General features: G+C 51.2%; 11 protein-coding genes. 9 read left to right on the forward strand and 2 right to left on the reverse strand.

The window, feature by feature from the left end:
• The first annotated feature begins 169 nt into the window (after positions 1 to 169).
• The 6 genes from FW415_RS10155 (at position 170) to FW415_RS10180 (ending at position 10,092) form a co-directional block, all read left to right on the forward strand.
• Positions 170 to 3,802 (forward strand): SusC/RagA family TonB-linked outer membrane protein, encoded by a 3,633-nt coding sequence (locus tag FW415_RS10155; RefSeq protein ID WP_148384405.1) that lies wholly within the window; start codon positions 170 to 172, stop codon positions 3,800 to 3,802.
• Positions 3,803 to 3,913: 111 nt separating this feature from the next.
• Positions 3,914 to 5,389, forward strand: a complete 1,476-nt coding sequence (locus FW415_RS10160) for a RagB/SusD family nutrient uptake outer membrane protein (protein WP_148384407.1) — start codon at positions 3,914 to 3,916, stop codon at positions 5,387 to 5,389.
• Positions 5,390 to 5,391: 2 nt separating this feature from the next.
• Positions 5,392 to 6,768 carry a putative zinc-binding metallopeptidase gene (locus FW415_RS10165; protein ID WP_148384409.1) on the forward strand — a complete coding sequence of 459 codons (1,377 nt, stop codon included), beginning with the start codon at positions 5,392 to 5,394 and terminating at the stop codon, positions 6,766 to 6,768.
• Positions 6,769 to 6,802: 34 nt separating this feature from the next.
• Positions 6,803 to 8,119 (forward strand): DUF4302 domain-containing protein, encoded by a 1,317-nt coding sequence (locus FW415_RS10170; RefSeq protein ID WP_148384410.1) that lies wholly within the window; start codon positions 6,803 to 6,805, stop codon positions 8,117 to 8,119.
• Positions 8,120 to 8,325: 206 nt separating this feature from the next.
• Entirely contained in the window at positions 8,326 to 8,775 is a 450-nt protein-coding gene (locus tag FW415_RS10175; protein WP_148384412.1) for a DinB family protein, read from the forward strand.
• 102 nt (positions 8,776 to 8,877) lie between these two features.
• Positions 8,878 to 10,092: a GAF domain-containing sensor histidine kinase gene (locus FW415_RS10180; RefSeq protein WP_168208757.1), complete on the forward strand. Its 1,215-nt coding sequence runs from the start codon at positions 8,878 to 8,880 to the stop codon at positions 10,090 to 10,092.
• 11 nt (positions 10,093 to 10,103) lie between these two features.
• Here the strand turns inward: FW415_RS10180 and FW415_RS10185 are convergent, their stop codons facing one another.
• On the reverse strand, positions 10,104 to 10,598 hold the full coding sequence (locus FW415_RS10185) for a DinB family protein (RefSeq protein ID WP_148384415.1): 495 nt from the start codon (positions 10,596 to 10,598) through the stop codon (positions 10,104 to 10,106).
• Between the two features lie 283 nt (positions 10,599 to 10,881).
• On the opposite strand from FW415_RS10185, the gene FW415_RS10190 reads away from it, so the two are divergent.
• The 3 genes from FW415_RS10190 (at position 10,882) to FW415_RS10200 (ending at position 16,998) form a co-directional block, all read left to right on the forward strand.
• Complete coding sequence (locus FW415_RS10190) at positions 10,882 to 11,592, forward strand: hypothetical protein (protein WP_148384417.1); 711 nt, start codon at positions 10,882 to 10,884, stop codon at positions 11,590 to 11,592.
• 336 nt (positions 11,593 to 11,928) lie between these two features.
• Positions 11,929 to 15,219 carry a TonB-dependent receptor gene (locus FW415_RS10195; protein ID WP_148384419.1) on the forward strand — a complete coding sequence of 1,097 codons (3,291 nt, stop codon included), beginning with the start codon at positions 11,929 to 11,931 and terminating at the stop codon, positions 15,217 to 15,219.
• Between the two features lie 3 nt (positions 15,220 to 15,222).
• Positions 15,223 to 16,998: a RagB/SusD family nutrient uptake outer membrane protein gene (locus tag FW415_RS10200; RefSeq protein ID WP_148384421.1), complete on the forward strand. Its 1,776-nt coding sequence runs from the start codon at positions 15,223 to 15,225 to the stop codon at positions 16,996 to 16,998.
• 133 nt (positions 16,999 to 17,131) lie between these two features.
• On the opposite strand, the gene FW415_RS10205 is transcribed toward FW415_RS10200, so the two are convergent.
• Positions 17,132 to 19,114 carry a glycoside hydrolase family 97 protein gene (locus FW415_RS10205; RefSeq protein ID WP_148384423.1) on the reverse strand — a complete coding sequence of 661 codons (1,983 nt, stop codon included), beginning with the start codon at positions 19,112 to 19,114 and terminating at the stop codon, positions 17,132 to 17,134.
• Positions 19,115 to 19,128 lie beyond the last annotated feature (14 nt).

Below are 19,128 nucleotides of genomic sequence, written 5' to 3' on the forward strand. Positions count from 1 at the left end.
AATAAAAAAAACCGGTGATGTTGGCGCATCACCGGCAGAAATATCGGACCAACATTCGCATTACACATTCCGCAAACATTTAATCCAACAATGCTAAAGTATGAAAATTACTGCTTATGGGAGCGTCCCACCTATGCGCGGCCGGTTTCCCGCCAAAAGTTTTTTGATTATGAGACTCATTTTTTTGTTGACGGTCGTGGCTACCCTGGAGAGCAGTGCTTCAGGATGGGCGCAGCTTGTTACGATCAACGTCAGGAAAGCACCGCTGGAAAAGGTATTTCTTGAAATGAGACGGCAAACGGGTTGCCACTTCGTATTCAACTCGCAGATGTTGGATAAGGCAGGCAGGGTGACCCTTTACCTGAAAGATGCTCCGCTGGAAGAAGCGCTGCGGCAGTCCCTCGCAGGCCAGCCGCTGACCTATGCCATCATAGACAGCAATGTGGTCATCAAGCCGGCTCCGTTGCCGGTTACCCCGGCTGTGCGCGAAAAAGCTGACATCGGCGTAACCGGGGTCGTGCGCAGCAAGGACGGCACGCCGCTCGTAGGGGTGTCCATTCTTATCAAAGGCACCGGCTCAGGTACGATCAGCGATGGCAACGGCCGCTTCGAGCTGAAGAGTGTCAGCGAGAATGCCGTGCTGGTATTCCGCTATATCGGCTTTGCGGACAAAGAAGTGAAACTCTCCGCGACCACCAGGGAGCTCAATATAACCCTGGAAGAATCCGAACGCAATGTAGCGGAAGTGGTGGTGACCGGTTACCAGAATGTAGACCGGAAACTCTTTACCGGCGCCAGCTCCAAAGTAAGCGCCAAGGATGCAGAGCGTAACGGCGTACCGGATATCTCGCGCATGCTGGAAGGCCAGGTGGCCGGGGTGTCCGTACAGAACGTATCCGGTACTTTCGGTGCTGCGCCGAAGATCCGTGTACGCGGCGCTACTTCGCTCTCCGGAGAGAACAAGCCCCTCTGGGTGGTGGACGGCATTATCCTGGAAGATGTGGTGAACATCTCGAATGAAGCCCTCTCCACCGGTGACGCCAACACCCTCATCGGTTCTTCCGTGGCCGGTCTTAATCCTGACGATATAGAATCCTTCACGATCCTGAAAGATGCCGCGGCTACGGCCATGTACGGTGCGCGCGCCATGAACGGTGTGATTGTGGTGAATACCAAAAAAGGCCGCAATACCGACGGTAAAGCCCAGGTGAACTATACCGGCACATTCACCACTTACCTGAAGCCTTCTTACGACCAGTTCGATATCATGAACTCCGCCGACCAGCTTTCCGTATTGCTGGAGCTGGAGAATAAAGGATATTATAATCACAGTTCTGTTTCCCGCGGCAAAGACGGCGGTATCTTCTACAAGATGTATAACCAGATGTACGAGTACGATCCGGTTACCGATACTTACGGCCTGAAGAACACGATGGAAGACCGCCTGAATTTCCTGGAGCGTTATGCGAAAGCGAATACGGACTGGTTCGATATCCTCTTCCAGAATTCCTTGCTGCAGGAACATTCCGTAAGCGTGAACTCCGGTTCCGCCAACTCCCAGACCTACTTCTCCACGTCCATGATGAAGGACAACGGGATGACCATAGGCGATGATGTAACCCGTTATACGGCTAAGTTCCGGAACAACTTCCGCCTGAACGACAAGCTCAGGGCCGAAGTGATGGTGAACGGCTCTATCCGCGACCAGCGTACGCCCGGTACCCTTACCCGCAATTCCGATCCGGTGTACGGGGTGTACTCCCGCGATTTCGATATCAACCCGTACTCCTACGCCCTCAATACCAGCCGCCTCATGACGGCCTATGATACCGATGGCCAGCCGGAGTATTTCGTCAGGAATTACGCGCCGTTCAACATCATCAATGAACTGAACACCAACTACCTGACCCTGAAGGGCATCGACCTCCAGGTGCAGGGCGGTATCAAATACAAGATCATTCCGCAGCTGGAATATTCCGTAGATGGCGCTTTCCGTTATGCCAACACAACCCGCGAGCATTATGTGAAAGATGGTTCCAACATGGCAGAGTCTTTCCGTGCGGATTATGATGCAACCATTGCTGAAGGCAATATCAACCTTTATACAGATCCGGATGATGTCAATTCCCTGCCGGTTGTTGTATTGCCTGAAGGCGGTTTTTACAACACCAACATCAACTCGCTGAAGAACTTCTATTTCCGCCAGAACCTGGAATACGATAATACCTTCAATGTGGTGCACCGTTTCAACTTCTTCGGTTCCATGGAATTGCGGGGTACTGACCGCCGGAACTCCGCCTACGAGGGGATCGGTTACCAGTACGAGAACGGTGGCCTGGTGAACCCCAACTACCGGTATTTCAAGAAGATGATCGAAGGGGGAGACCCGTATTTCGGGATGTCTTACGGCGCCGAGCGCTTCGCAGCCTTCATGGGACGCGCGGCTTACGCATTCGGTGAAAAATACAGCGTGAATGCTACCGCGCGTTATGACGGTTCCAACAAAATGGGCAAATCAAAAGTAGCCCGCTGGCTGCCTACCTGGAACATTTCCGGTGCATGGCATATCGATAGCGAGCCTTTCTATGGCAGCGGCATCAAAAAGATACTTTCCGGCGCCACGCTGCGCGGTACCTACGGTATGACGGCCAGCATCGGCGATGCCCGCAACTCTTCCGCCGTGTTCTACAACCAGGTGACCTACCGGCCTTATGAGAACGAAAAGGAATCCGGCATCTTCCTGAGCGGACTGGAAAATTCGGAGCTGACCTGGGAAAAGATGTATGAGTTGAATATCGGCGCCAACCTCGCGCTTTTCAACAAGATCGATCTGACCATTGACTGGTACCGCCGTAAATCTTTCGACCTGATCGGCAGCCTGAATACCTCCGGTATCGGTGGCCAGTTTGTGAAAACAGCGAACTATGCGGACATTAAAGCGCAGGGTATTGAGTTTACCATCGCCGGCAATCCTTTAGCCTCCCGCGACTTCCGCTGGAGAACGCAGTTCAACATCGCCGTGAATAAAAACGAGATCACCAACCTGGAGATCAACCCGAATATCTGGACGAATGCCAGGGCGGAAGGCGGTATGCGCGTGGGGTATGCGCAACGCGGACTGTATTCCATTCCCTTCGCAGGTCTCGATCCGGAATATGGCTATCCTACCTACCTCGCGCCGGATGGCAACGGGAAAACCACCTATATCCGCCTGCAGGACCTGGATGATAACTATTTGTTGTATCACGGGCCAACTGATCCCACCCTTACGGGAGGTTTCTACAACAGCTTTTCCTACAAACGTTTCTCTTTGTCCACCTTACTGACCTTTGCGGCCGGCAACTGGATACGTTTGCAGCCTTCCTTCGCAGCCGCGTACTCGGACATGTACACCTTGTCTGACCGGATGAACGACCGCTGGTTGCAATCCGGGGACGAAGCCCGTACCAATATCCCTTCATTGCTCGGTGCGTACCATGTCATCAATGGTGTGGTGAACCCGGCTACCGGGGCTACAACGGACGGCGTTTATCCGTACAATGCCTATAACTATTCTACGGAAGCGGTGGCTAAAGGGGATTTCATCCGCCTGAAAAGGATCGCGCTGGATTACACACTGCCCGCGCGGCTGATGTCCCGCCTTGGCATCCGTAACGCACAGCTGTCTCTCGTAGGGAATAACATTGCGCTGCTGTATTCAGACAAGCGGCTGTACGGCGCAGATCCCGAGTTCTTCAACAACGGCGGGGTAGCTATGCCTGTTCCCAAACAATATACGCTGGCTATAAAACTGGGGCTCTAAACAGAAACCATTAAACTGACAACAACAGATGAAACCGAGCATGATACATTTCACACAAGGCCATGTTAATGCGAGATTCCATCTGGCCCGTAAAAAATCAAATATTGACAGATGAAAAAATATCACATCATATATGGCCTGTTACTGCTGGGAACGCTGATGTTCCCTGCCTGCAGCAAATACCTGGAGGTGACGCCGGATAACAGGGCCGAGATCAATACCGTGGAGAAAGTAGCCGGTCTGCTCGTATCTGCTTATCCCAACAGGACTTACCTGTTTTGCGAGACGGCTTCTGATAATTCGGAAGACCGTACCCGCGCATTATCTTCCCACCAGTCGCAGCCGTATGTAGACCTCTACTTCTGGCGCGACCCGGAAGGCACGGGCAACAGCACGCCCGCGGAATACTGGAACGCTTGCTATTCAGCAATTGCCGCAGCAAACCACGCACTGGAAGCCATAGAAGAGCATAATCTGGGGGAGAAAGCAAATCCCTACAAAGGAGAAGCCCTGATCGCCCGCGCATATTGCCACCACATGCTGGTAACGTTCTTCGCAGCGGCTTACGAGATAGGAGGGGCCAATGCCGGAATGGGCATCCCTTATGTGACGGAACCGGAAACAGTCGTGTCCAAACAATACGATCGCGGTACAGTAGCCGGTGTGTATGAGAAGATTGAAGAAGACCTGAAAGCAGGGCTGGCATTGCTGCCCGGTGGTACCTGGCAGGTGCCGAAGTACCACTTCAACCCGCAGGCCGCCAACGCCTTTGCCACACGCTTTTATCTCTTCAAGGGCGATTGGGACAAGGTGATCGAACATGCATCAGCGATCTACCCGGAGAATAATTACTACGACAACATCCGCCAGTATGCCGGCAATATGAACGATCTCAACTCCGATGAGCTGGTGCAGGAATACACAAAAGCGGAGAGGCCCTTCAACCTGCTTCTCGCCAATACCTATTCCGTGTATCAGCGCAGCTCCGGTGCGGGCGCCAGCCGTTATGGCTTCGGTGAGCAGGTGAAGACCCATTATGGCGGCATTACTGTTTTCGGAGGGGCATTCAGAACGAACCTCCGGAGCTACGGCGCCCCCAATTACACGCCTGGCAAATACCGGGAGTATTTCCATTACACGAATGTTGCGCAGGGCATCGGCCTTCCTTATATCATGCTGCCGCTGTTCACCGCGGATGAAGCGTTGGCGAACCGTGCGGAGGCCTACATTCAGAAAGAGGACTATCCGAATGCGATCAATGATCTCAATGAGTTCGCCCGTGCCCGTATCCGCGGCTACTCCCTCGCATCACATGGATTGACGGTTGCCAAAGCGCAAACATTTACCGGTAAATCCGATGCCAAAGAGGCCATGCTGGAAGCACTGCTGGATACCAAGAAAAGGGCCTTCATCCTCGAAGGCATCCGCTGGATGGATATTCTCCGTCACCAGTTGACGGTAAGGCACAATCACATCGATGATACCGGAACGGAAACATTCACGGAACTGGCGCATGGCGACAACCGGAGAGTGTTCCAGCTGCCGCAAGAAGTAAAACTTTCAGGAGTACCCTTAAATCCCAGATAATCATGAGGCTCAAACATATATTCTTCGCAGGATTCACCGGGCTGCTGCTCGCGGGCGGCGGGTCTTGCCGGAAATCAGAAACGCTGGACGTAGATATGTCCAGGTACAATGTGGATAATCCGCAGCAAACTGAACTGGATAACTGGATCACCGCCCAGCTCACCGATCCCTACAATATCCAGCTGGTGTACCGCTTTGAAAGGAACCTGACCGATGTGAGCAAGGATATTTCACCGATAGCGCTGGAGCAGGTGAAACCTACTGCGGAAGCTATCATCAACATCTTTCTCAAAACATATGAGAAAGTGGCCGGTGCTACCTTCATCAAAACCTACACCCCGAAACAATTCGTGCTGTACGGTTCCCCTTCCTACAACTCCAACGGCACCATCACGCTCGGCACTGCGGACGGTGGCCGCCGGGTGGTACTGTATGAGATGAATACACTGGACTTCAGCAATGCCGCGCAGGTAAGCCGGAAGATGCGGACCATACATCATGAGTTCACGCACATCGTGAACCAGATCGTGGCTATTCCGCCGGAGTTCAAGCAGGTAACCAATGCTGATTATTTCGAGGACTGGACCTCTTCCGCCAATACCGCGGCAGATGCCCAGCGGCTGGGCTTCGTATCCCGGTATGCCAGAAGCAAGTACACAGAAGACTTTGCGGAAATGACCGCACATCTGCTCGTGGAAGGGCAGCTCTGGTTCGATGCCTATGCAAGAGCAGGCGGTGATGATGCTTACCAAAAGTTGAAAAGAAAAGAAGCCCTGGTAGTAGACTACTTCAAGCAGTATTTCAATATCAATTTCCGTGATCTGCAGTATGAAGTAGCGAAAGTTTTGCGCGATGAGTATAACGATAATACCAAGGAATTCCTCTATGCCCTGCAGAACGGCCTGATCGCCAATCCGCTGGTAGTGGATTTCAACAGTGGTATCCATTATACCGAGTTCGGGCAGTCCGCACAGTTCGCCGAGGTTTGGAACGCAGTGAAAACCGGTCTGGGGGTTAATAACCGGACACCGGTCAACTTCAACATCGTGTTCCTGTCACCCACCGTCATGCAGATACAGCATAGCTATACCAATGCATCCGGTTCCAGCTTCGCAGCCTGGTACGATTTCAACATCACAGTGGACGCGAACGGAGATATCACCTTCGCGCGGTTCGATGACGGAACGAACCAGACGCAGTACAACAACGGCCGTAACTCGCAGGTAGCCGCAGGCTTCAAGCCGCTGAACGATTACCTGGACGGCCACGTTTTCCGCGGCGACTGGATACCGGAGTCAGCCGGCCCCCGGAACTATCTCAAGTTCGGCGGTTTCTATGTAAAGGATGATCCGGATAATTACTTCTATGGTAAATTTTAAATGAATCTGGCCCGTAAAAATTAAATATTAACAGATGAAACAACTGCTTTATATATTTTCCGCGGTTTCCCTCCTTTGCGCCTGCAAGAAGGATTCAGCCAGGGTTTTTGAGGAATCGCCGGAAGAAAGGATGACTGCCAGGATCAGCGAACTGGAATCCGGTTTGCTCAGTGCAGAGCATGGCTGGAAAGCATCGCTCACCACAACTGCCCAGGGCGGATATGGCCTGTATATGGATTTCGATGCAGGGCAGACCGTATTGATGGTAGGTGATATGAACGATGAAAGCGCCACCAATGCCAGTACATCTTCTTTCCGTATCAAATGGGTGATGAATGCCACCCTGATATTCGATACCTACAATTATATCACGCTGCTGCAGGACCCTTCGCCTTCCTCTTTCGGCGGCACTGCCGGTTCCGGCCTGCAAAGCGATGTGGAATTCGAATACCAGCGCACAAGCGGGGACACGATAGTGCTGCGCGGCTTCAAATACAAGAATGATCTTATTCTGGTTAAAGCTACGGCAGCCGAAAAGAGCCGTTTCCTGGGTGCTGATTACAAAGCCAATATCGATGCGGTGAATGAATTTTTCGCCGTCAATGCCAATAACTATGTGATGATCGACGGCATTACCAGTAAAGTAGAGTTTGTGCTGGATAAATCCGGCAAGAAGGCCAGCTTCCAGTATGTGGACGACCAGGGGGCGGTGCAGCAGGTGGCCGGGAAATACAATTATGAGGATGTGGGCATCAATTTTGCGCCGGGTTTCACGGTGAACGGGATCACCTTCGTGAAAGGCAAACTGGAAGATGACGTGTTCGTGCTATACAGCAGCGACGGCAGCCGGTATGAAATTCAGCAGAACGATCTGCCAATTCTGCCCATGCCCACACTGTTTGCCTATAACGGCACTTATCGGGAACTGTACATCGGCAGCGGCCTGCCGCCCGGTATTACTTCCGGTTTCAATGCGGCTTATCAGGGCAGCGTAGACAAATTCGCAGCAATGAACCCCAGCCGTACGCTGGTAGATGTCCGCTTTACGCTGGCCAATTCCACAACGGCCACGGTAACCACCCGCAACAATAACGGGACCACCACCTTCACTGCTGTTGCATCATTCAAATATACGTATGAGAATGGGGTGATCACGCTCAGCGATCCTGCCTATGACGGCAACTGGACCGCCCGTAGGTTGCAGCTGATCGATATCCAGGATTATTTTGTGAATGGCTCACCTTTCCGTGTGGATTATGTACAAAGTTCCAACCCGGACATTACAAACATCGGCGGGCTATATGAAGTGGGGGACGATACGTCGTTCTTCTATGGGACGCTGAGGAAATAATTCCAATAGTTTATCAAGGGAAGGACCATACCCTTAAAATGGCAGGAAGCCGCTTCGCATGCAGAAGCGGCTTCTCTGTTCAGGGTCGGTTGCCAGATCGGTTATGGGAACCGGTTGACAATGATCATCAGTATGCTTGACAATAATCACCACGCAGGAATTTGATTCATCGTTTATTTGTAACGAACGAATAATTGCAAGTCACCATGACAACTACCGAAGCATACCTGCAAACATGGACAGAGGCCCGCACAAGGTTTACCGGGCTGTTGAAAGATATAAAGGAAGAAGATCTGAAGAAGAAACTGATCAATACCAGGAATAGCGCGGGTTTTCTCATCCGGCATATTGGGGATGTGGAATTATTGTTTGCTAAAAATGTATTTGGCGCAGCGGATCTGATGGTATCTGCAAAAACTGTCATTGCACAACATGATACGGGCGAATGGGTAAACCCGGGCGAGCTGCTGGAGTATCAGCAACTTGCTTTTGATACGCTGAAGGCGATCATTGCGCAGCAAACGGATGACGATTGGCAGCGACCTATAACCACCAGGGAGTTTGGTACAAAGACCAAAGCGGAAGCCCTTGGCAGAATAATTTCTCATACCGCCTATCATGCAGGGCAGTTATCACTTACCCTGAAGTATGGATGATCTCCACTACGGCTGTTAACAAAGATTCTCCCCGGAATCCCTAAATTAGGACATACTTGCTGAACTATGTCTGTACCCGAACCTATAACTGAAAAGCAGACGATGAAAATCCTCGTGGCCGCCGTGCAGGAGATGTCGCTTTCCCGCAGTCTCGAATCGGTCATGCGAATTGTGCGTACCGCAGCCCGCAGGCTTACAGGGGCTGATGGCGCTACTTTTGTTCTTCGCGATGGGGATAAATGTTATTATGCTGATGAAGATGCGATTGCCCCGCTATGGAAAGGGCAGCGCTTTCCCATGAATATCTGCATCAGCGGATGGGCTATGCTCAACCGTAAACCTGCGGTGATCGGGGATATCTATGCGGACAGTCGCATCCCGATCGATGCATACCGGCCTACCTTTGTAAAAAGCCTGCTCATGGTACCGGTCAGAAGTATAGACCCTATTGCGGCGATCGGTAATTACTGGGCCCACCGGCATCTTCCGTCAAATGAAGAAATATCGCTCCTGCAGTCATTGGCGGACATCACGGCCGTCAATATGGAGAACATCCAGGTGTACATCGAGCTGGAACAACGTGTGAAAGAACGCACGCAGGAGCTGATAGAATCGCTGGGCAGGGAGAAACAGATCAACCTGGCCAAGACCCGCATGATGTCCATGGCTTCCCATGAATTCAAAACACCGCTTAGCGCCATTCTTTCCAGCGCCTACCTCCTGGAGCATTACCAGGGAGAGGATTGTGAGGAGAAAAAGAAAAAACAGCTGGGCAAGATCAGATCATGCGTAGAGAATCTGAATACCATATTGAACGATTTTCTGCTGATCGATAAACTTGGTCAGGGCCGGGCAGAGATGCAATGCGAAAAACTTGATCTGCGAAATTTTACGGAAGATATCATTGAAGAGCTGAGCGGCATATGCCGGATCGGGCAAAAAGTGCGATTCACACTTGAGGGCGATAACGAGATCGTACAGGATGGGAAGGTATTGAGACATATCCTGCTCAACCTGATCTCCAATGCCAGCAAATACTCCGGTGAGCACCAGCCGATAGACCTGGACGTAAGGGTGTCGGATACAGCGGTAATGATAGCCGTCAGGGATTACGGCATAGGCATACCTTATGAAGACCAGGAGGGGATCTTCGGTAATTTTTTCAGGGCGTCCAACACTGCCGGGATACAGGGGACCGGGCTTGGATTAAGTATCGTAAAAAGCTATACAGAGCTGTTGAAGGGCAATATCTCCTTTGAAAGCATCCCGGGCGAGGGTACCTGCTTCAGATTAATATTCAACAGGGCGACGGCATAGCCGCCGTCCCATTAATCATACTTCAAAGCCGGATACCCCAGCAGCCTGCGCCATAATGCCAGTTGCCCTATTATGCTGGCCTCCCGGTAGATCGTGAATGACATCAACTCGTAGAGGCTCATTTTCATGAAACCCATATCGATCTCGCTGTCCAGTTGCGCATCAGAGGCGTTTATGAGGGCCTCCCGGGCCAGGGGGCTTACCTTGTCCCAGTCCTGCTGATACTCGGCCAATGTGGGATATTTTGCGCCTTCCTGGATGCCCTTGTTGTCCTTGAACAGTTCCCCGCCGGTCTGTTTCAGTTCCGGATGCGTTTCCTGTATCATCGAATACCGCTGTTCCACCAACGCCCCCGTGAGCCAGGCGATGTGATTAGCCTTTGTGTTCAGCCGGTTGTAGGCATCTTCTTCGGAGATGCCGTCTATGGCCCGGGAAAAGAAGGTGGTGTGCATATCAAATAATGCCAGTAACCCCTCTGTTCTGCGGCTTGCTGTTTTTGCTTCCATAATGCAGTGTATTTTGAATGTATGATAAAGCTACGCCAACAAGTGATGCCACTGCCGGGGCTGGTATGACAATTATGGGGGGAGATCGCGCCAATATCGTTCAGCCTGTTCCCAGGATCTTCGCACAGGTTGTGGTATAGTTTTAATGGAATGTTGCCGCTATCCCCGGGTGCCTGACAGATCCCCTGGAGGGGATTTTTCCTATTATCTGAATTGGTGCAGTCCGGTAAAAAATTGGATTCTTTAGTGCAAAAGAGTATCTTGATTCCCTACTGGAATACCTATGAAGCAACTCCTTACCTTTAAAAGATTTTACACAGCAGAACAAGCTGCCGAAATTATTTCCCTCCTGCAGCAGCATAATATCCCAACGCAATACGAAGAAGAAGTGCTGCTCATGGATAAAATGTATGTAGGCCAGAACTTTGATCAGCGGCACCTTGTGAAGATCCCCGCTGATTATTTCTCTCAGGCAGATACACTGCTGAAAAGCCAGATCACAGTTTCTCCTGAAGATGTAGAACCAGATTACTACCTGTTATCCTTTTCTATTGACGAACTGAAAGAGATAATTATCAAAAAAGATGAATGGGGTGACTTTGACTATGCACTTGCGTTGAAATTGCTGGAAAAGCAAGGTGTTTCATACTCCCCGGAGCAATTACAGCATATCGGGAACGGCCGGTTGGAAACTCTTGCTCAACCACAGCATTTGCCTGCCGTCTGGCTGATAACAGGCTACCTTTCTCCTTTGTTGTTGTTTGTCCCTATTCCCTTTTCTGGTACTTATTCCTTTATTGGCATTTTCATAGGTGGGTTTGTTTGCCTGACTAAAAAAACACTGCCGGATGGCTCCCGTACGCATGCATTCTCGGTAAAAACACGGAATCAGGGTAAGTGGATGATAATATCCGGAATAGTATTGATGGCTGTATGCTGGATTGTACTTTTCAGACTCATGGATGGAGGATCGAGCACTACTGTGTCCATTTAATATCCCTGGCACAGCGGAAAAGAGTACCCCCAAAAAACCTGATCGTTATAAAACGAACATTGTTACTCCACAGCATCCCAGGCTGAAAATCGATTCAATACGTTCCGTAGATTATCAATTTGTTAATTGCATTTCCAACGAATGAACTTCTGATCTAATTTTTCCAATTTTGTTTCGCTAAAATCACGGGAACAAATTTCAAACTACATCTATCATGAACTGACACGCGGCACCAGCGCAGGAGCCGTGCTATGCATCCTTTTGCATCTATTATGCTGATCGTACTGTATTCGTCACTTATCTCTGCTATAATCTAAACCTATCTAAATCTATTTTATGCATTTCGGAAAACAAAGGCGTTATCTCATGTGGCGCATTCATCAAAAAGCATTGGCCTGCATGGCGTTGCTCTTCTTAGGAAACGGAGCAGCCTGGGCTACACCGATGCCGCATGCGCATGATGTGGTCTCAGCAGCCGACCACCGGGTTACGGGTAGAGTGACCGGCGCCAACGGGGAGGGTTTGCCCGGTGTAAGCGTCGCGGTCAAAGGCACCCGGACCGGCACACAAACAGATGTCAACGGCAATTACACCATTAACGTGCCCGATGAAGCTGCCGTACTGGTGTTTTCGTATATCGGTTTCCTCAGCCAGGAGATCAAACCCGGCCGGCAAAGCACGCTCAACGTACAGCTGGCGCCGGATACCAAATCGCTGGACGCGGTAGTGGTAGTGGGTTACGGTACGCAGAAGAAAGTAAACCTTACCGGGGCGGTAGACCAGGTAGGACCGGAAGCATTTCAGAACCGGCCCGTGCCCAACATGGCGCAAGGCCTTGTGGGGATGGTGCCTAACCTGAACCTGACGATGCTGGATGGAAAGCCAACACAGTCACCCTCGTTCAACATCCGGGGTACCACATCGATCGGGCAGGGTGGTAGTGCATTGGTGCTGATAGATGGTGTGGAAGGCGATCCCCGCGTTCTCAACCCTAACGACATCGAGAGCATCTCTGTTTTGAAAGATGCCGCATCGGCATCGATCTACGGCGCCCGCGCAGCGTTCGGCGTAGTGCTCATCACTACGAAAACGGCGAAAGCGGGGAAAACGAATATTTCCTACTCGGCCAACTATGCGATTAAATCGCCTACCGAAGTGCCGGACAACATTACGGAATCGTACCCATGGGCCAAAAGTTTCAGCGATGCCTGGTCCAACTGGAACGACAACGGCAATACGCCTACGGCCATCAACAAGACCATCAGTTTCTCTCCCGCATACCTTGCGGAGATCAAAAGAAGATGGGAAGACCCTTCCCTGCCGAGAGTGGAAGTGGACCCCAATTCAGGGGCATACGAATACTACTACAGCACCGACTGGTATAAGGAACTGTACAAGAAGAATTTCGGCGCGCATGACCATAACCTGTCTGTTTCCGGCGGCAGCGAAAAAGCTACCTTTTACCTGAGCGGCAGGTACAACGGCCAGGACGGTTTATTCCGGTATAACAGCGACAACTACAACATGTATAATTTGCGGGCGAAAGGGAGCATGCAGGTTACGCCCTGGCTGCTGGTCGAGAACAACACCGAGTATTCCGTACAAAAGTATCACCAGCCGCTGAACGTAGGCGAAGGAAGCGGGATATACCGGAACATTGCGGATGAAGGCCATCCGCTGGCGCCGTTGTTGAACCCTGACGGTACGCTGTCATTTTCAGCGGCCTATACGGTGGGTGATTACTACATTGGCCGGAACGCTATCGACAACACGCAACGTTTTCTCAGAAACAGGATCAACGCGAAGGCGAGCCTGCTCGAGGATAAGCTGACCGTTCGTGCAGACGTGACCTTTCAGAGCAACGATATCGCCTCGCAGCAGAACCGCGTGCAGGTGCCCTACAGCCGGGCAGAAGGCGTGATCGGCCATACCGGCACCAATACAAACGATCTGCAGGAGAGAAGAAGGACCACCAATTACCTCGCCACCAACTTTTATGCGGACTACGTAAAGTCTTTCAGCGGTGGTCATAACTTTACCTTCCTGGCGGGTTTCAACTACGAGCAATCAGCTTACACCAACCTGACGGTGCAGCGGAACGGTATTGTTTATGCTGATGCGGACGATATTAACCTGGCCCTCGGCCAGAGCATCGCCACTACCGGTGGCAACCAGAAATGGGGGATCGCAGGCGGCTTCTACCGCCTCAACTACAACTTTCGCGAACGTTACCTGCTGGAAGTGAACGGGCGTTACGACGGCTCATCGAAGTTCCCTACAGACCAGCAGTGGGCTTTCTTCCCTTCGGTATCCGCCGGATGGAGAGTGTCTGAAGAGCCGTTCTGGAACGTGAGCCCCAAAGTATTGTCGAATGTCAAATTACGGGCTTCCTATGGTTCACTGGGCAATGGTAACATCGGCCCCTATTCCTTTAACGAAAAGTTCGACATCAGGCAGTCCGGCCGCATTATCAACGGCATCCGTCCGCAGTTCACCGACCAGCCTGACGTGGTGCCCAACGGGCTTACCTGGGAAACTTCCACTACGGCCAACCTGGGCCTCGACTTCTCCAGCCTGAACAACCGCCTGACGTTTATGGGCGATGTGTACCGCCGCTGGACGAAAGACATGTTCACAAAAGGCCCCACTGTGCCGGAAGTATTTGGTACAGCCGTACCGAAGGGGAACTATGCCGACCTTGAAACCACCGGCTGGGAACTATCTGTAAACTGGTCCGACCAATTCGCGATGGCATCGAAACCCTTCAGGTATGGCGTACGGTTTACTTTAGCCGATTCCTGGGCGATCATCACCAAATATAACAACCCCGACAAAGACCTGAACGACCACTATGAAGGCAAACGCGTGGGAGAGATCTGGGGTTACCAGGTAGAAGGGCTGTTCAGATCGGCCGATGAAATTACCAGATCACCCTCACAGGCCAATATTCCCAATACCAGCTCCCGCAAAAATTACCCGGGTGATCTCAAGTTCAAAAACCTCGATGGGGACAATGTGATCTACCAGGGCCTGAACCGTGTAGGCGACTCCGGCGATAAAACCATTATCGGCAATTCCTCAGCACGGTACACATATGGGCTGAATCTTTCCGGCGACTGGAACGGCATCTTCCTTTCCGCTTTCTTCCAGGGAGTGATGAAACAGGATTGGTATCCCTCGGCGGAAGCACGTTTCTGGGGACAGTATAACCGTCCGTATAACGCCTATCCGAGCTGGCATGAAGACAATATGTTCCGCGAAGAGCTGGGCAATTTTGATGCCTACCTGCCCCGTCTTGTGGGTTATGTAGCCCAGGGCTCCGGTCGTGCATTACAGGTGGCGAATGACCGTTTCCTGCAAAATGCTGCCTACATCAGGCTGAGAAACCTGCAGATCGGGTACACGCTCCCGCAGCGCCTCGTGTCCAAAATACGCGCCCGCGACCTGAAAGTATATGTATCCGGAGAAAACCTCTGGACCTGGTCGCCCATCTACAAGTGGACACGCGACACGGACGTGACCAGCATTTACGGCTCTGACCGGGATCTGAGCGGTGGCACCAGCGGAGATGGTTATAACTATCCCATGCTGAAAGCGGTATCTATAGGTTTGACCCTTAATTTTTAAATCATGAACACTGGAAAATTATTCAACTATACACTCGTGCTGGCAGTGCTGTTGTCCGCCAGCTCCTGCGACCTGAATGAGGTGCCGGTAGACACGGCCACAAACGAAGCCGTATTCGGATCGGAAAGCGGCCTGGAACTATATGCGAACTCCTTCTACGACCTGCTGCCGAGCACGGATGTAGGCGTATTCCAGATTGACAACACTTCCGATCTGGTAGCCCGTAACGGGGTGGATGATTACCTGGCGCCGGGCACCCTCTCACCCATCACCAGTTCCGGCTGGAGCTGGACGGCCCTGCGTAACATCAATTACTTCATAGAGAACGCAGAGAAGAGCACCGTAGCTACCAAAGCGCATTACCTTGGCGTAGCGCACTTCTTCCGTGCCCTTTTTTATTTCGAGAAGGTAAAAAGGTTTGGTGATGTGCCCTGGATCGATAAGCCGATAGATATTACGGATACTGAAAAGCTGAATGCGCCGCGCGATGACCGGTTTGAAGTGATGGACAAAGTGCTGGAAGACCTGAACTATGCGATTGAGAACATCACGCCGACCGCTGACCCGAGCCGCACCCGCATCACCAGGGATGTAGCCCGCGCCTACAAAACGCGCATCTGCCTGTTTGAAGCATCGTTCCGCAAATATCATACGGACTACAACCAGCAGGCTACAGCTGCCGCCTGGTATGAGGAAGTAGTAAATGAAGCGAACGCGATCAACGGCTTTTCACTGCATGAAGGCGCTACACCGGACAGAGGGTACCGGGAGTTGTTCATTGCAAAATCCGCATTTACGGATGAGACGATCCTCTCTGTGGCACTGAGCAGCAATCTGCAGGTTTTCAGTTCTGCAAACCGCCGGTTCATCAGTCCCACTTATGGCAACCGCCCCAGCCTGACACGCCGTTTTGTCAACACCTACCTCAACCTCGATGGCACCCCTTTCACCAGCATGGCGGGGTATCAGACAATGCCGTTCGTGGATGAAGTGCAGAACCGGGACCTCCGGCTCAAACAAACGATCCGCCTGGGCGATTACCGCAGAACAGAAAACGGTCTCTCTGTAATTGCACCGCCGAATTTTTCCCAGACCTATACCGGGTATCAGCCCATCAAATGGTGCTATGACGAACGGTTTCCCTACGATGACGAAAGCCGTAACGACAATGCGCACATCATCATGCGCTGGGCCGAAGTGCTGCTCAACAAAGCGGAAGCGCTCGCGGAGCTGAACCGGATGACAGCTGCGGACTGGACTGCCACCATAGGCGCACTGCGCGAAAGAGCAGGCATCACCGGCACTACGCTGACTACATTGCCCACTGTGGCAGACCCGTATATGCTTGCGTTCTTTGCTAATAAATTTACGAATCCCGTACTGCTGGAAGTGCTCCGGGAAAGAGGCGTGGAGTTGATCTTCGAAGGCCTTCGCCCCGATGATCTGCGGCGCTGGAAACTTGGCGACCTGTTTGAGGACGCCGCTATGAACGGGATGTATGTTTCCGGTCTGGGTGAGCATGATCTGAACGGTGATGGCATCAATGACGTCTATTTCTACCAGGGTGCCAAACCGCCTTCCAACACGCCAGGCATCGCATTTGTAGACGTAAGCCCCTCCACCGCGGCGGGCAGGATACAGCTGTCAAACGGAACTTCCGGCGAGGTGATGTGGAATCCCGGGGTGAGGGAATGGACCGATGCGAAATATCTGTACCCGATCCCGCAGACGGTAAGGGACAGGAATCCCGCACTGGGTCAGAATCCGGATTGGCAATAGAGATGGGATTATGATAATTATTGTATAAGAAAAGGGCTGACCAAGAATAATGGTCAGCCCTGATTTATTCATACCTGATGGAGACCTGTCATCGTTCAGGCAATCCTCAAAGCCTTCGTTTTTCTTTCGCTGGTTATTGCTTCATTAAACGCATCACCTGCCCTCCGCCAGGCGCCAGCCTAACGGTGATGGTATGGGATCTGTCTACTATTTTGGTTTCCTTTGTCAACGCGTTCGGGTTACTTGCCGTGTCGGGAGCGTCGGTGTAAATTTCCGCCGTATAATTTCCTTCAGGTAAAAAATCCAGCGGAATTTCCAGTGTTCTGGATGTAGTATTGTTAATGGTACCCAGGTACCAGTCATTTCCCTTTCGGCGGGCAGTGGTTACATATTGCCCGATTTCAGCTTTGAGTACACGTGTTTCATCCCAACTGACAGGGACTTTTTGAAGGAAGTCAAAGCCTGGTTGACCTTCATAGGCTTTAGGGTAATCTGCAACCATGGCTAAATAGCTTTCCAGTACTACATACATGGCCAGCATATGACAGCGTGTCCCGATCATCAGCGGTCTGGTGTACTGAGCTTTAAATCTGGATGGAGGAACAGCCCTGAAACCTCCCAGATGATAATCTGTAGCTCCCGCGAGCAGGCGGGTGAAGGGAATGTCAATGTCGTGGTCCGGACTAAGTCCTTCTTTGCTCCATTTATTGACTTCATAATTCAGGGCGCCTTCCCTGGTAAATTCATTCGGGTAAGTCCGGTGTAACCCTGTCGGTTTAAATGCGCCATGAAACTGGATGAACAATTTATGCTCGGCTGCTTTTTTCAGGATCTCTTCCTGGATGTTGACCATTTCCTGATCATCGCGGTCCAGAAAATCCACCATCATTCCTTTGATCCCCCATTTTTCAAATTGGGCAAAGGATTCTTCCAGCTTGGGATAAATTGCTTTCCAGTTCACCCATACGTGTATGCCAACCCCTTTCTCCCTGGCATAGTCACAGACCCGCTGCATGTCCAGGCTGGGCACTGTTTTGGTGACATCGGTATTAGGGCCAACTGTAGCATAGCCCGTGGCATCGCTTTTATACCAGGCAAAACCGCCATAACCAATTACAGAATGGTATTCGATGTGATTTCGCGCACAGAAATCAATATAGTACTTATTGGTCTCAAAGTTAATACCCGGTGCGAAAGTAGTGTCCGGGGTAACGTCTCCGTTCCACCAGTGAAAAGAGGTCTTTCCCGGTTTTAGCCATGACAGGTCTTTAATCTTTACAGGGTCATTCAGGTTGACCAGAATATTGGATTCCATCAGTGTTTCCATCCTGTCGCTGATCATCATGACCCTCCAGGGACTGCGGTGGGGCAGTACCGCCTTCACTTTTATTTCAGTCTGACCCTGATGTGGGGAAAGCTGGCTTTTAAGCACACCGTTATGTTTGATCAGGTACATGCCTGCATAGTCCCTTAGATTGGCTTCTGTTATGGCCATATAAACATGATCAGGGAATTCCAGCAGTGCAGGCATATCCATCAGGGTATCAGGTGTGATGTCATCAAGCCGTTGTTGCTGATAGAATCCCTCGTGCGAGGTGTTATAATTATCCCGTAAAAGGGCGTGGACCAACGGGTTGCCGGTTACATTAAAGGTGCTGCTCTCATCGGTAAGGATGTAAGAAGACCATGATCGCTGTTCCGGAAATTCATAACGGAATGCCAGCCCGTCGTTGAATACCCTTACTGCCAGGTTAATCCGGCGCTGTATGCCTTTACTTTCTGTCAGGGAGATGATCGCTTCCTGATACCGGTTTCGTACTGTTTTTGTTTTACCGATAACCAGGTCATAGCTTTCATCTACATGCTTGATTGTGCTTTTGGAGATGCTGAGGGCTCCGCCAAATCTCCCTGTTTCTTTGAAGTTCAGCCCCAGTTCTGAGTCGGCCACAATTTTTTTTCCTTTAAAGGAGACGGTGTACACCGGGGCTTCCGGGCTGAGGGTTAAAGAAAAAATGATATTGCCATCGGGGGACTTCAACTGAACTTTTTTCTGGGCATAAACAGAAAGTGAAGTGACGAGTAATATCAGGAAACTGAATTTTTGGAATAAGAACATCGGCAGTTGAATTT

Origin of the sequence: Chitinophaga sp. XS-30, assembly GCF_008086345.1 — a bacterium.
Classification (GTDB): domain Bacteria; phylum Bacteroidota; class Bacteroidia; order Chitinophagales; family Chitinophagaceae; genus Chitinophaga.